Origin of the sequence: Paenibacillus sp. FSL H7-0690, assembly GCF_037980415.1 — a bacterium.
Taxonomy (GTDB): Bacteria; Bacillota; Bacilli; order Paenibacillales; family Paenibacillaceae; genus Paenibacillus_AQ; species Paenibacillus_AQ odorifer.
Map to the genome: position 1 here is coordinate 3,051,282 of NZ_CP150281.1, position 15,108 is coordinate 3,066,389.

The 15,108-nt window shown below is 43.3% G+C and carries 16 protein-coding genes; 14 read left to right on the forward strand and 2 right to left on the reverse strand.

The genetic code is table 11. The features are described 5' to 3' along the window. Positions 1–129 precede the first annotated feature (129 nt). The gene (gene hrpB, locus MHI32_RS13445) at positions 130–2,619 is read left to right on the forward strand and encodes an ATP-dependent helicase HrpB (protein WP_340012519.1); all 2,490 of its coding nucleotides are present in this window, start codon (positions 130–132) and stop codon (positions 2,617–2,619) included. Between the two features lie 98 nt (positions 2,620–2,717). After that, positions 2,718–3,302, forward strand: a complete 585-nt coding sequence (locus MHI32_RS13450) for a general stress protein (RefSeq protein ID WP_076126136.1) — start codon at positions 2,718–2,720, stop codon at positions 3,300–3,302. A gap of 802 nt (positions 3,303–4,104) precedes the next feature. Here MHI32_RS13450 and MHI32_RS13455 read toward each other — a convergent pair. Further along, on the reverse strand, positions 4,105–5,037 hold the full coding sequence (locus MHI32_RS13455) for a LysR family transcriptional regulator (RefSeq protein WP_076218037.1): 933 nt from the start codon (positions 5,035–5,037) through the stop codon (positions 4,105–4,107). A gap of 71 nt (positions 5,038–5,108) precedes the next feature. Between MHI32_RS13455 and aroC the strand changes: the two genes are divergently transcribed. From aroC to MHI32_RS13490, 7 genes are all read left to right on the forward strand, one after another. After that, positions 5,109–6,164, forward strand: a complete 1,056-nt coding sequence (aroC, locus tag MHI32_RS13460) for a chorismate synthase (protein WP_076126139.1) — start codon at positions 5,109–5,111, stop codon at positions 6,162–6,164. Positions 6,165–6,325: 161 nt separating this feature from the next. Continuing rightward, positions 6,326–7,183, forward strand: a complete 858-nt coding sequence (locus tag MHI32_RS13465) for an NAD(P)-dependent oxidoreductase (RefSeq protein ID WP_076280747.1) — start codon at positions 6,326–6,328, stop codon at positions 7,181–7,183. A 33-nt stretch (positions 7,184–7,216) separates the two neighbouring features. Continuing rightward, positions 7,217–7,411 (forward strand): hypothetical protein, encoded by a 195-nt coding sequence (locus MHI32_RS13470; RefSeq protein ID WP_076126143.1) that lies wholly within the window; start codon positions 7,217–7,219, stop codon positions 7,409–7,411. Positions 7,412–7,688: 277 nt separating this feature from the next. Then, entirely contained in the window at positions 7,689–8,186 is a 498-nt protein-coding gene (locus MHI32_RS13475; RefSeq protein WP_340012520.1) for a hypothetical protein, read from the forward strand. A gap of 156 nt (positions 8,187–8,342) precedes the next feature. Then, entirely contained in the window at positions 8,343–8,612 is a 270-nt protein-coding gene (locus tag MHI32_RS13480; protein ID WP_340012521.1) for a hypothetical protein, read from the forward strand. Next, complete coding sequence (locus MHI32_RS13485; RefSeq protein WP_340012522.1) at positions 8,593–9,027, forward strand: hypothetical protein; 435 nt, start codon at positions 8,593–8,595, stop codon at positions 9,025–9,027. Before MHI32_RS13480 ends, MHI32_RS13485 begins: the two co-directional genes overlap by 20 nt. 122 nt (positions 9,028–9,149) lie before the next feature. Then, the gene (locus MHI32_RS13490; protein ID WP_340012523.1) at positions 9,150–10,088 is read left to right on the forward strand and encodes a GNAT family N-acetyltransferase; all 939 of its coding nucleotides are present in this window, start codon (positions 9,150–9,152) and stop codon (positions 10,086–10,088) included. A 35-nt stretch (positions 10,089–10,123) separates the two neighbouring features. Here MHI32_RS13490 and MHI32_RS13495 read toward each other — a convergent pair whose 3' ends face one another. Further along, a complete protein-coding gene (locus MHI32_RS13495; protein WP_076183777.1) occupies positions 10,124–11,014 on the reverse strand; it encodes a GNAT family N-acetyltransferase in 891 nt (296 codons plus the stop codon). A 251-nt stretch (positions 11,015–11,265) separates the two neighbouring features. Here MHI32_RS13495 and MHI32_RS13500 point away from each other — a divergent pair, with 251 nt between their 5' ends. The 5 genes from MHI32_RS13500 to MHI32_RS13520 all read left to right on the forward strand — a co-directional run bounded on the left by MHI32_RS13500 (position 11,266) and on the right by MHI32_RS13520 (position 15,097). Then, positions 11,266–11,625 carry a GNAT family protein gene (locus MHI32_RS13500; RefSeq protein WP_248548169.1) on the forward strand — a complete coding sequence of 120 codons (360 nt, stop codon included), beginning with the start codon at positions 11,266–11,268 and terminating at the stop codon, positions 11,623–11,625. A 410-nt stretch (positions 11,626–12,035) separates the two neighbouring features. After that, positions 12,036–12,224 (forward strand): hypothetical protein, encoded by a 189-nt coding sequence (locus MHI32_RS13505; protein ID WP_340012524.1) that lies wholly within the window; start codon positions 12,036–12,038, stop codon positions 12,222–12,224. A 950-nt stretch (positions 12,225–13,174) separates the two neighbouring features. Beyond that, on the forward strand, positions 13,175–13,534 hold the full coding sequence (locus MHI32_RS13510) for a helix-turn-helix transcriptional regulator (protein ID WP_036686667.1): 360 nt from the start codon (positions 13,175–13,177) through the stop codon (positions 13,532–13,534). 93 nt (positions 13,535–13,627) lie between these two features. Then, complete coding sequence (locus tag MHI32_RS13515; RefSeq protein ID WP_036686669.1) at positions 13,628–14,011, forward strand: DivIVA domain-containing protein; 384 nt, start codon at positions 13,628–13,630, stop codon at positions 14,009–14,011. Positions 14,012–14,224: 213 nt separating this feature from the next. After that, a complete protein-coding gene (locus MHI32_RS13520) occupies positions 14,225–15,097 on the forward strand; it encodes a PRD domain-containing protein (protein ID WP_076126156.1) in 873 nt (290 codons plus the stop codon). The last annotated feature ends 11 nt before the right edge of the window (positions 15,098–15,108 follow it).

Here is a 15,108-nt window from a genome sequence, read left to right on the forward strand (position 1 = left end):
CTTATTAATATTATAGAGGGTATGATTGGTAAGTCTTGATCTTTAAGGTTTTTTCACACATGATGAAGATGATCTAAGATAACTTCAAGGAAAATTATAACATATGATTATAGACGATGGAGAGATAGAATGAAACAGCTTCCGATTATACAGGTGCTTCCTGACCTGAAAAACATACTTAACACTGCGCAGGCAGCAGTACTTATCGCTGAACCGGGTGCAGGCAAAACAACAGGAACGCCTCCGGCGTTTTTGGACGAGCCTTGGATGGAGGGTAAAAGCATTTTAATGTTAGAGCCTAGAAGGCTTGCTGCTAGATCTGCCGCCACTTACATGGCATCCTGCCTTGGAGAAAGTGTTGGACAGACGGTAGGTTATCGGATGCGGAATGACACTAAAGTAGGCAAAAATACGCGGATTGTTGTAGTCACTGAAGGAGTATTAACGAGAATGCTGCAAAGCGATCCTTCTTTGGGTGATGTGGGTTTAGTTATTTTTGATGAGTTCCATGAGCGCAGTCTTCATGCGGATTTGGGACTTGCCCTTACACTGGAAGCACAGGCTGTGCTGCGGGAGGATCTAAGGATTCTTATCATGTCAGCTACCTTGGACAGTGAGCGGGTGTCTGCTTTACTAGGGGATGCGCCCGTAGTAAATTGTCCGGGCAGAACCTATCCTGTAGAAACAATCTATGTGCCAACTACTGGGAATCTTCCACTGGAAAAAACTGCTGCAGCTGCTGTGAGACGTGCGCTTGCTGAACAACCCGGAGATATTCTCGTCTTTTTACCGGGGGAAAGAGAAATACGCAGAACTCAAAGTGAGTTGGAAAATGGAAGCTTGGCAGAGCAGATGGTAATTCGCCCTTTATATGGCCAGCTGCCACAAAATATCCAAGATGCAGCTGTGGCTGCATCTGTTCAAGGTGAACGAAAAGTAGTGCTCGCGACTTCTATCGCTGAGACAAGTCTAACGATTGAAGGCGTGCGAACGGTGATTGATACAGGGCAGCGCCGTACACAGATATTCTCACCACGCACAGGAATGCCAAGTCTGACGACAGTCCCGGTATCGAAAGCCTCAGCGGATCAACGGCGGGGACGTGCCGGACGGACAGCCCCAGGCGTGTGCTACAGGCTGTGGAGTCAGGAGGAGCATAATCGACTTCCGGATGACAATGTGCCGGAGATTATGCAGACGGACCTTGCGCAGCTCGCTTTGGAGCTGGCGCTGTGGGGCGTGCGCGATCCTGCCGCGCTATCTTGGCTTGACGCGCCGCCCGCTGCGCCTTTTGCGCAGGGCACCGCGCTGCTGCGCCAGCTCGGCGCGCTGGACGCCGGCGGCGCTATTACGCCGCACGGCCACAGCATGGCCGCGCTTGGCGCGCACCCGCGAGCCGCGCATATGCTGCTGCGCGCGGCAGAGCTTGGCACAGCACCGCTCGCCTGCCGGCTGGCGGCGCTGCTGCAAGAGCGGGACCTTTTCAAGGGTCCCGCGGCCCTAGATTGCGACCTCACGCTCCGCGTTGAGGCGCTGCTCCGGTTCGAGCGCTCCGCTGATAGCGGCGGAGCGGACCCGGCGGCTCTGCGCGCTGTGCTGCGCGAGAGCCGCCACTTCCCGCAGCTGCAAGCCGCGCCGGGCGAGAACGTGAACGACATCAGCCGCTGCGGGCTGCTTCTGTCGTTCGCCTATCCCGACCGGATCGGGCAGAAACGCGGCGATGGTGCGTTTCTGCTCTCCTCCGGTCGGGGGGCGGCCATGCGGGAAGGGCAACCGCTGGCCCGGTCATCTTATATCGTAGCTGCTTCGATCGATGATCGCGCTACACAGGGCGCAATTATGCTGGCAGCTGAGATAGAAGAAGGACAACTGCTTTCCTATCATGCAGACCGCATCACCGAGGAAGCGGATGTGTATTGGGATAAAGAAAGTGGAAGTGTGAAGAAACGTCGTCGCACAATGCTCGGCGCGTTGGTCTTAAAAGAAACTTCACATGAAAGACCCTCCGCGGAAGAAATGGCAAATGTACTATTAAGTGTCATCGCTACAGATGGCATTGAAATCCTACCGTGGGAGAAGGGAACCATACAGCTTCGCGAACGTTTGATGTTTATGCATACCTTACGTTCAGATTGGCCGGATGTATCAGATGTTGCTTTAATTGCTACGTTGGATGAATGGCTTTTGCCATATCTGCAAGGTATGAGGAACCTCCGCGACCTTCAGCGTGTACCGTTAGCGCGAGCGCTTGAGGGGATGTTAGACTGGAATCAGCGGCAGATGCTGGAAAAGGAGGCACCTACATATATATCTGTTCCTAGTGGCTCGCGTGTGCCTGTAGATTATACTAATCCTGCTGCCCCGGTATTGGCAGTAAGATTGCAAGAGATGTTTGGACAGCTGGACACACCTCGAATTGGAGGGGGAAAAGTGCCAGTATTGCTGCATCTTTTGTCACCAGCTAGACGACCTGTGCAGGTAACCTCTGATCTAGCAAGTTTTTGGCGGGGGACCTATTTTGAGGTCAAAAAAGATCTGAAGGGACGGTACCCGAAGCACTATTGGCCAGATGACCCATTACAGGCTATTCCGACTAATCGTACACGTCCTGTAAAATAATTTATGGTTACATATGCTCTTGAAATTTTTCCTTAGATGTTTGGTCTCCCGTTTAAAGGGTAATTACTAGCGAAGACAATTACTAAGGAGGGCTTCAAGTGACTAAAAAAATCGTAGGTATTTTCGACACAGAACAAGAAGCAACCAGAGCAATTGAAGGACTTCACAATCAAGGATTTAATAATGATGAAATATCAGTAATCACACGTGATCGTGATGAGCTTAGAAACATCTCAGAGGATACAGGCACAAAAGCTCCAGAAGGAGTAGCAACAGGCGCTGCTACAGGTGGTGTAGTTGGCGGCGTTGCCGGACTATTAGCAGGGATCGGAGCATTGGCGATTCCGGGGATTGGACCGATTCTGGCGGCAGGGCCTATAGTTGCAACCCTTACAGGTGCAGCAGTTGGTGCAGGCGCAGGTGGATTAGTCGGCGGCTTGATCGGACTCGGTATTCCTGAGGATGAGGCTAAAGAGTACGAAGGTTATGTGGAAAGCGGCAAAATCCTTGTACTAGTCGATGATAATGGACGCGGCTATCAAGCACATGATGTGTTCCGCGGTAACCGTTCGCTGAATACTCAGCGTTACGAAGGCGTCTATAACGAAGACACTAGACTAGGAAATTCGATGGCTAACAGAGCGGATCGGACGGCTGAAGTCTACAACCGCGATAAAATATAACATTATAATAACCTGCTTTAAAAGCGGTAAAAGGTTACAAGGAGCGATTCTCCGATTTAATGGAGAATCGCTCCTTTTGTATTTTTAGTCCATCGCGCCTCCCGGAATCCCCCTTTGCTCATCCTCTTCTGAGGTGTACGGACCCAGATGACGCTATTGGCTAATTTTTGGTCTTTGCAGCAGGATTTCGGACTCCATGGACGCTATTCTATAGAATGAGGCTCATATTTGCTGTTATTTATGCCAATAGCTGCAATGGGGTCCGATAGGGCTCCAAATATTGAATAATATTGCGGTTAAGGTCCGCTGTGTCCTTTGCTACTACGTTCCTGCATCGTTTCGGAGTGTCCTTATGCTGCTACGCACGTGCTGTCCTTGTATTGCTACGTAAGCGCACCCGGTCACGTGTCCTTATGCTACAGAGTATTCGTATCGGATTGCAACTCTGAACGTGCCCCGTTACGCAGTGTCCTTAATACTACTACGCACGTGCTGTCTTTGTACTGCTATCTATGCGTACCCGATCACGGTGACCTTTGTTGGAGGTGCATCGTTCCGCTGTGTCCTAATGCTGTTACGTACCTGCACCGTTCCCTAGAGTCCTTTTACTATTACGTACGTGCATCGTTCCACTATGTCCTTATATTGCTACGTAAGCGCACCCGGACTCTGTGTCCTTATCCTACTGAGTATACGCTCCTGGTTTGCAGCTACGAAATCCCCCCGTATCGCAGCGCCCTTATGGTTGCTAAGCACATGCCCCGTTCCGGAGTGTCCTTATGTGCTGCTACCTTGCACGATCTTAATCAAGGATGCGAAGCATGCGGACGAAAGAATCAGCTGCCACGGATAACCTCATATCGCGATGGATTGCGAAGCCTATATTCCGGGGTGGAGGGGGATCATCTAATTGCAACTCGAAAAGTTCTCCTTTTTGAATCTCCTCAATTACAAAAGAACGGCTAATAAAGGCTACCCCGTAACCAAGTCTTGCAAATTCAGAGAGTAAATCGATGCTGCCCAGCTCTATATCTGGTTTAACGGACAACCGCTTACCAGCAAACCAATGATCAACAAACAGTCTGGTGCTGCTTTCTGGGGATAATAAAATAAAAGGTAACTCTGCAAGTTCTTTTGCCGTAAGCGAACGGTTTGCCAGTTCCTGAAAGGCTCGTCCCACTACAAAACAATCCTCAAGGGTGGCAAGCGTCTGAATACTTAATTGTGGATCGTCAATAGGCATATGGACGAGCGCACAGTCTATTTCGCCTTCTTTCAAACGTTTGGTGATCTCATGCGTTTTTCCGTGTGATAGCCGAATTCGTATGCCGGGATATTGTTTGTGGAATGCGTTCAATTGCGGCAGCAAAAGATTTTTTATAAGGGAATCACTTGCTCCAATCCGAACTTCTCCCTCGTTTAATTGCTTTAGATTATGAAGATGCTTTTGTGCAGAATCCAGCATGACTAAAGAGGGCTCAACATATTCCAATAACGCCCGTCCTTCCTCGGTTAGCTCTACACCTTTAGATAAACGATGAAATAATTTGAGGCCTAAAGAATCCTCCATTTGTTTAATGGCATAACTTACGGATGGCTGTGTAATATGCAATTCATTTGCAGCCTTTGTTAGATTTTTGTAACGAGCCGTATATAAAAAAATACGATACCATTCAAGGTTAAAGAATTTGATATAGATCACCTCTATGACAGTCTGTTGAAAATGTGATTTCATTAATTGCAACAATCTTATTATAATTTGGATATATAAATAATAAAAGAGTCGGCAATGGAGGTTTGAATATTATGGCAGGTAACACATTTGGAGAAGTATTTAAGATTACTACCTTTGGAGAGTCACATGGTGCAGCGGTTGGGGTCATAGTGGATGGAGTTACACCTAATGTTGAAATTGATGAAGCATATATTCAAAAACAGATGGATAGAAGGAAACCAGGCCAGTCCTCTGTAACTTCACCGCGTAAGGAATATGATGTGGTGCAAATACAATCAGGAATATTCGAAGGGAAAACAACCGGAACTCCACTCTTTGTAGTTCTGTACAACAAAGATATGAAACCGGAGGCCTATAACGATATTCAGCATTCATTTAGACCCGGCCATGCGGATTATACTTTTTTGCAGAAATATGGAATTCGCGATCATAGAGGCAGTGGGCGGGCATCTGGCAGGGAAACAGCGGCAAGAGTAGCTGGCGGAGCGATCGCTCGGAAACTGCTCGAAAGAAGAGGGGTTGAGGTACTAGCCTACACGCAAGAGGTCGGAGGGATTAAGTGTCAAACCTTTGATGAAGATGTTATTGAACAAAATGCAGTCCGCGCCTGTGATGCTAAGGCTGGAGCTGAAATGATTAAAAAAATTGAACACTTAGCTTCGATTGGAGACAGCTGCGGAGGTATCGTGGAGTGTCGGATTAGAGGGGTTATTCCGGGTCTTGGAGAACCCGTATTTGATAAATTGGATGCAGAGTTAGCTAAAGCGATGTTATCTATTGGTGCTGTAAAAGGAATAGAGTTTGGAGCTGGATTCGAAGCGGCCTCTATGCTTGGAAGTGAACATAATGACGCGATGAATAAGGATGGATTTCTTAGTAACCATTCCGGCGGGATTATAGGCGGAATCAGCACAGGAGAAGAGATTATTTTTCGAATAAGTGTAAAGCCTACATCCTCGATTTCTGTTACTCAACAGACCATAAACACGAATGGTGAAGAAGTTGAGATTAAAACGGAGGGCAGACATGATCCATGTATCTGTCCGAGAATCGTGCCGGTTGTTGAAGCAATGGCTTGCTTAGTATTGGAAGATCTTTATAAAAGACAAGCTGCTATTTTTGGATGAAACACTTTATAAAATGAAACAAATCAAAGACTGCACCTCTTAGCAATAGTCTGTGAGGTGTAGTCTTTTTTGCATATGTGGTATCATATGGATAATCATTCAAATTATGCTTTGTCTCTAGCTATGCCATAAGATACAGCACAGCGAAAAGGAGGGAATAGATGAGAATCTTTGTTGCAGGTGCTGCAGGTGTGATTGGACGGTCATTGCTTCCTAAGTTACTACAAGCGGGGCATGAGGTTATCGGTCTGACCCATAAAGAAGAAAACAAAACAATCCTTGAGAGCTTAGGGGCACAAGCGGTAATCGCGGATGTGTATGAGCGTGAGTCTATATTTGCGGCTATTCAAGCAGCCCAACCTGAAGTGGTAATTCATCAGCTGACTTCATTAAGTCAGCGGAATTTTGCAGATAATTCAAGGATAAGAATAGAAGGAACACGAAATATTGTCGATGCTTCACTGACAAACGGGGTTAAACAGATTATTGCTCAAAGTATCTCTTGGGCTTATGAAGCTGGTGAGGGACCTGCCACGGAGAATACTCCATTAGATACTAATGCTTCTGAATCCCGGATGAGAACCATTGAGGGTATCCGCTCACTTGAAAAGGCAGTTGCAGAAATTCCTAATCATGTGATTTTGCGGTACGGAATGTTGTACGGCCAAGGGACTTGGTATGATACTGCGGGATTAATGACAGAAGAAATTCGACAAGGGAGACTGACTGCAACAGAAGCGGTTACGTCATTCCTTCACGTGGAGGATGCAGCTAACGCGGCGGCGCTTGCTCTGAACTGGCCTTCTGGTCCAGTTAATATTGTGGACAATGAACCTGCGCGAGGAATAGATTGGGTGCCTGTTTTTTCTGAAATCTTGGGAGCTCCTAGACCTCCTTTGCAAATGGGCAGAGAAGGCTGGGAACGGGGGGCGTCCAATACAAAAGCTCGAATGGATTACGGATGGAGTCCATCTTACCCTTCATGGAGGTCAGGTTTTGCTCAGAGCTTGAAAGGTTAGAGATGAATCCAAACATGTACAAGGAGAGATAACATGAGTAAATTAAAGAATTTTTCTTTAGTAGTCGTGAATTTAATTGCTGATCTATGGTTTGGAATCGTTCGAAAACCAGAGTTTTATGATAAACACACCGTTACTAGAACAAAGAAAGGGTATGTCCTATTTGTATCTATGGCAGGCATTATCGCAGTGGGTTCAGCTTTTTGGTTATGCTCGAGAATATATTAGAGAAAAGGCTGCCAATTGGCGGTCTTTTTTTTGAGATTGGATGTCAGAAAGCTAGAATGTTATGTTACTACTTAATAGATGGTTAAAACAGGCTCCTTATTATGTTCAGCGCATAAGATTAATGTCTAAACTCATGGATGAAAATCGTGCCAAAGTGACGCTTATTGCCGCCTCAGCTGGATTCGGAAAAACGACACTTGCGGCCGAATGGGCTCGTACTCATTCCGATGAGGTTGCATAGCTTGCAGATAACCATCTTGTACGGTTCTGGTTAAATTTGCATGCTGCAATTGAGAGAATCTTTCGCCCCTTTTTAAATCGCTTGGATTTGTTTATCCAGTCTGTTCGTGAAGGTTCAGTAGAAACTGCGATTCCTCTTTTATTAAACGATCTGCATTCTCTTCCAGGCTCTATTACACTTATAATGGATGATTATCATGCGATTACGAATCAATCGATTCATGAAAGTATGGGCTTTTTCATCGGACATCTTCCGGCTAATGTGAAGCTTGTAATATTGAGTAGAACCCTCCCGCCACTCGCCTTATCCCGCCTAAGAGCACAACAGGAACTACTAGAATTAAGTAACGATGATCTGAGATTTACATTTGACGCAATTGATGAGCTACAATCTCAATCCTTGAGCGAGCAGCTTTCACAAGATGAGTTATTTTTGTTCGAGCAAAAAACAGATGGATGGGTAGCGGGTTTGATTCTTGCCTTCCGCTCTTTTTCAGGAAGGGCTGGTCTTGGAAGCTATCCAGCATGCTTTTGAGGCAGAGGATTATACGTTTTCTGCATCATGTATGGATAGGCCTTTCAATTCAATTATCAAAGATGGCGATGAATCTTCATTGCTAGATTTATTAGATAAGTTGCCGATCAAAAATAGATTGTGCACCCTGATTTGTTTTATTTTCAAGCGAGTTCGATGGCTGTCGCTGGACGATCAGATGATGCCAAACGCTTCTTACAAAAGGTTGAACTTTTCATGGAAGAGGAATTTATTATTCCGGAAAAAGAGCAAGCAGTAATTCAAATGCGGTTGGATCTGTATCGTGCTTCGGTTGCATTTTATCAGGGGGACGTGGATACGTTCGTTGAGCTATTGGACCAAAACAGGGAAGGCACAGAGAGATTTGCATCTATAGTAAACGTTACAAGGACATGGTTTTGTATTTTTGGCGGATCTTTTCTATGAACGGAATCATCTTAAAGATGCAAATGTCCAACTGGACAAAGCGCTTGTTATGTGTATTTCCACGAGGCATGTGAGCGTGTGGGTGCCAGGGGTTATTTTGCAAGCTAAAATGTTAAAAGCAATGGGTCATGTGGAAGATGCAGCGGAGGTTTTGCAGACAGCTATTGCGGAACTTAAGCAATATCATTCTCCTGGCAGGGAAAGATTGCTGGAAGCTGCATATATTCGAATTCAGTTCTCGCAAGGACCGTTAAGTAGCGGTGATGAATGGCTAACGAAAAGGCATATTAGTGCAAATGATAAACCTAATGTTGCCCGGGAATACGAACAAATCACACTCGCGCGTATGCTGATGGTCCGTCAAGCTTATCAAAAGTTAGAGGTTAAAAACCAGGTAAAGCCGTTTCTAAGATAAAAGAAAAGCATTTGCTTTAAATCGGCAAAAGACTAATATAACAGTTTATTACCAAACATTTACTTTAAGAAGTGATACTATGGAATACAGAAGGTGATAGGACTAGCGAGGAGGAAATGTAAATGCAATTAATGGCATGGTCTGATTACGAGATTTCATATGACTTAAATAATGATTTTTCTATTCGTAAGGCAGAGTCGGAAGAATGGGGACTGTATTGTTCCATTTATTATAATATGCAATATAATGGTTTTTTTAAAGAAGAAAGGTTCAATTCTGCCCAAAGAAACGCTTTTTGGATCTATAAAGGCGAGTCTAAAATAGGTGGAGTAAGGATGTCGCCTAACCGGATATATCATTTATTTGTTATTCCACCGTTTAACGATACATTTGTGGTGCTGAAGCTATTAAAAAAGCTTTTGATTTATTGGTCGGATAGAACAAAACCTATAAAAACCTTCGAGGTTCTGCCAGACCAGGTTCAATTATTTGCGCGGGCAGGGTTTTGGCCTGATGAGTTCAGATGCCGTTGGATGCACCGTCCTACAGATTATTTTGAGGTCGAATGGAACAAAGAGTTAAGGATTGAAAGTCCTCAGATCGAAGATAATGGAATGGGCGCTAAACGTTTTATTCTTGAAGAGCAGATCGCCGAATGTAACTATGCGAGCTTCGATGGAAGTCTTGAGGCAACAAGGAGAAAAAAATTCGCTTATGAAGATTTTATCCCAAGTGAAGAACCAAATTATACAAATGAAGTATTACTTACAGCGTCCACGCTTGTGTATGATAAGAAATCGGGACAGCTAATTGCGAATTGTCTCTTGGGTTTACAAGATGATTACGCAGCAGTTTACAGTATTGGTGTAATACCTGCTTACAGAGGAAAAGGGATTGCTACACTGATGTTGAAAAGAGGACTTAATCTCCTGAAAGATAAGTATCCGATCCTAAGGTTATATGTCATGGAAGGTAATGACGCGGAGTCTGTTTATTTAAATCTAGGATTTGTCCCTGGAGTACAAGAGATACAGAGTATGTATATTCCTATGCACGACTAAGAAAGGCTGCCAGATGGCAGCCTTTTTTTTGTTAACTAGGCATGAGAGGTAATAGGAAACATGAAATGTTGAGGGAGTTCTTTTAATAACGGACGTATAAATAAGGTATCTTCACTCTGGGAAATTAATTCTGCCTTAACTTGATCGATTGGATAATCTGGTGTGAAATAAAAATGTATAACTTCAGTATCCGGAGAAATAATGCTTTTCAATACTGTGTTGATATCAAAACTTGTTGTACTAATAATATCAAAAATATGAAGCTGATGATCCTCATGTTTAAAGATCACAATAACGTCAGCCTCTTCAATATAATAAAAGGAATCGTGAAAAGGAAGAATAAAATAAAACAGCAGCTGATGTTCATTATTTATCACACTTAGCGCAGAGGATACCGGTGTTCTTTTGACTGCAAAATTTTTGATCATGCTAAAATCAACGGGGTTACCTATAGATAAAGGCCGCACAGAGTAGGTTGTAGTTGGCTGATTGCTAAGATGAGCAACGTTAAGTGAAAAGCTGCTTTCTTGCATGCGTTCAAACCCGAATTTAGGATAAAAATCCAAAGCGCGCTCATTAGCAAATAAGTAGAGGAAGTCGTATTCATGTTCGTACTTAGCGATAATGTGGTCTATTAATTTTCGGGATAAACCTTGCATACGATAATCAGGATGTGTCATCACCGTCCCAATTTGGATGGCGTTGTATTCTTTTTTGTTGATGAGAATAGTCATTTTATTAATAGATGCATTCGCAATGACGTGATCTTCATCGATAAAGGAATAACAAATATATTTGTCATTCCAGCCCCCTTGTTCATACCAAGGTTTAAAATCAATACCAAAGATTGATTGGGCTAAAGAATTGAAGCTAAGCTTATATTTATCGATGTGTTTATAATCGCTAATCAATTGATATTCATTCATAGAATATACCTCTATTTCAGATGATTTTGGGATTCGCATTTTATGAATATATAATACTATGCTTTTTAACCGTAAAGTTGATTTTAAAAATACTATACCAATATAATCCTGTAGATGTGTTATCATAATCTCTAAATTATTGACTCGGAGGTATAAGATGAGAGAGATAGATTACAGTCATTATTTTTGGCAGGATGAGAAAATAAGACTAAGATCTGTTCACATTTGCAGAATTCTCATCACAGCGACTGATGTTTACGATCGAAAATCTGAATGGTGAATATGTGGGTGGAGTAAATCTTAATAGCATAGACGAGAAAAATGGTACGTTCAGTATAGGCGTGCAAGTGGATAGAGACCATCGAGGTAAGGGGTATGGGACAAGAGCTATCAACATCCTGTTGAAGTGTGCTTTTTTGGAGCTTAGACTCAACAAGTTTAACGAATGTACGCTCGAAGGTAACGAACCCTCAGCAGCTATGCTTAGAAAAGTGGGTTGTGTTCAAGAAGGCGTGCGCCGTAAAGTTATTTATACAAATGGACAGTATTTAGACTTACTGTTGTTTGGATTGACGAAGAATGAATTTGTGGAGAAAAACGCTATGAAATAGTGCTTAGGAGAGGTTACTTGGAAAGCGGAGTGGCGCAGGGATTATAGCTGAGAAGGACGTTTAGAAAATGAACTTGGCAAAGTGGAACTTATTAGTTACCTAAAAAGCGATTCTTCAATAACTGGAGGATCGCTTTTTTGCGTTTTGCTGTTCGAATTGATGTTCTATTGAAGCTTGCGGACCCAGAAGACGCTATTTGCAAATATTAAGCTTTTTCAGAGTAGTTTCGGACTCCAGTGCAGCTATTCCCCAAGAATAGCTCTATATATGTTACTTTTTATGCCAATAGCGTCCATGGGGTCCGACAGCACACCAAAAGTGGGGAAAAGCAGCGAATAGAGTCAATGGGGTCCGATAGTAGCTCGAACGAGCAAACTTGAACAAACTAAACAAAGAATGGGAGGAGGATCATGCAGAAGCATGTGGATTCAGATGGAGTTTGTATCGTGCTGAAGTATATTGATCCAGATAGAGTTTGGTTTGCGCAGAAGTATGTGGGCTCAGATGGAGTTTATTTCGTGCAGAAACCTGTGGATTCAGATGGAGTTTATTTCGCGCAGAAACTTTCGGACCCAGAAGACGCTATTTGCAAATATTAAGCTTTTTCAGAGTAGTTTCGGACACCAGTGCAGCTATTCCTCAAGAATAGCTCTATATATGTTACTTTTTATGCCAATAGCCTCCATGGAGTCCGATAGCACACCAAAAGTGGGGAAAAGCAGCGAATAGAGTCAACTGGGTCCGATAGCAACTCGAACGAGCAAACTTGAACAAACTAAACAAAGAATGGGAGGGGAGCGTGCTGAAGCCTGTGGATTCAGATAGAGTTTATTTCGTGCAGTAGTTTGTGGGCTCAGATAGAGTTTGGTTTGCGCAGAAGTATGTGGGCTCAGATGGAGTTTATTTCGCGCAGAAACTTTCGGACCGAGAAGACGCTATTTGCAAATATTAAGCTTTTTCAGAGTAGTTTCGGACACCAGTGCAGCTATTCCCCAAGAATAGCTGTATAAATGTTACTTTTTATGCTAATAGCGCCCATAGGGTCCGATAGCACAGCAAAAGTGGGGAAAAGCAGCGAATAGAGTCAATGGGGTCCGATAGTAGCTCGAACGAGCAACTGATCAAACTAAACTGATCAAACCAAACAAACCAAACAAACCAAACAAACCAAACAAACCAAACGAATCAAATTAAACTAAACAAAGAATGGGAGGGGGTGCCGAAGCATGCGGGTTCAGATAGAGTTTGTATCGTGCCGAAGCATGTGGACCTAATTCTTCGAGGATCATTCTACGAAATCAACGATGTACAATCATTTATTCCGTACTTTCACCATATGAAAAATTCACAATAGAAAACCACAAAAAAACTAAGCTCTCCCTACCCACATCCACATAAATCATCCTATATCCCACCAAATCTCTATAAACAACGTAATAAGTGAACCCTCTATCAAATTTCAGGTTGTGAAAGTTGGAAAATAGTGCTTATACTAGAGTAATAGAAGGAAAGATTAGCCAACAACATTTACAACATGAGGAGGGTTTATATGGCGTTTATGATTGCTCAACGAGCGTTTATCAAAGTGTATCTTATAACAATGGTAGAACAACACCGCGGTTACGGATATCAAATGCTGGAGGATTTACGTCGGGATTTCAAAGCCCATGGTTATTCCCCTCCACAGAGTGAAATCTATCGCGCCCTGCATGAGCTGGTGCAGCAAGGGATTTTATATCGTACCAAGCAGCTGAAAGGCAATGACCCTAAAGTGGATTTTCAAGAAATCGTACTTTACCATTTCACCTCAGATGGTGAAGAAAAAGCAAAATTATATAAAAAGCAGGTAAAGACGGATCTTGACCGCTGCTTAGGCATTTTGAATAAAGCTGTTGTGGACAACTATTAGAACTGCAACTATAGTAATATTTTCAGGATGCTCTCACCCTGTTATAATGGTTACTGCCGGATGATTGCAGTATATACTTGGAGGTAGCAAAAGATGGATGAACATATGAAACGCCGGTTAGACAAACAGCGGAAGCTGTTCAGTCAACTTGGCATCACATTAGACGCTCTAACCATACATGAAAAAGAATTCAGCATGAAGCTGCGTGGCTACGATGCGGAGGAAGTAGATACATTTCTGGACAGCGTAATCAAAGATTACGAACGTTTCTATGCGACGATAGCTGATCTGATGGATAAATGGCAAGAGCAGCAGCTGGAAATGCGGGAATTAAAGGCAGAAACAAAAACAGAGGTTATCCAGGTTCCTGTTTCCCGAGGCATTGATCCAAAAGAATTGGAAGAGGTTATTCTGAGGCTTGAAACTAACGTCCGCCAGCTTAAAGATAAGCTTCCTCGCGTGGAAGAGTTTTTATAAGGCGCTGTTTGGGATAATGGGAGCTCCGCTTGACATTTCTAAATTTACCATTGACGAGTTAGCAGTTCATGAATTATGATATGTTCATAAATGATCATTTATATTTTAGTGGCGTGTTACCGTTAAGGGCATGAGCCAAGAATTGTCTTTATTTCCATTAGACAATTCTTGGCTTTTTTTGTTCCAATTTGACGATAATTAGGGAGAGGAGTGATGAGCTTGTCGCGAGAGATCGAGCAATTTCAAGTACAGCGTGTAATTGGGAATAACGTTGTAATGGTTCAGGGAAGCAAAAACGGGAAGGAATATGTCATCATTGGCAAAGGTATTGGATTTGCAGTGAAGGGTTCTGGTGTGATCGAAGGAAATGATGCTCGGATTGAAAAATTGTTTCGTCTAGAAGATCGCGAAGCCTGGAGCCAATATCAAGTTTTGCTGGAAGATATAGATCCTAAGGTAATGAAAATAACTGATGAGATAATTGCAGATATCCAAAGTCAATTTCCTGACAAGTTAAACGACAAGATTTATCTGGCACTCCCGAGCCACATACAGTTCACCATCTACCGTCTGCGCAACGGGATGGATATTATTAATCCGTTTTTGCAAGAAACCAAAATGTCATTTCCGAAGGAATTTGAGATCGCTTACAAGGCATCGGAGAAAATCAATGCTGAATTTCAAGTGCAAATCCCCGAAGATGAGATTGGATTTCTTACTTATCATGTGTATTCAGCCGTCAATAATGTATCGGTTGGTCAGTTAGTCAAGGCCTCTAATATTGTCAATGAGCTTCTAGACATGATTCAGCAAGAACGAAAGATAACTTTTGAGCACGGCAGTATGAATCATATCCGATTAATGATCCACTTGCGTTTTTCGCTGGAACGTATTTTAAAAGGATCACTAATAGATAATCCCTTTGTGAAACATATTAAGAAAGAATACAAAGAGGAATACAAGCTGGCTAAAAAGCTCGGTAAAGTAATGCAAAGATCGCTTGAGGTCGAAATTCCGGAAGAAGAACTATGTTTTCTAGCCATGCATTTGCACCGGTTATTTCAGACCTTAGTGAAATCAAATTAACATCTTAAGAG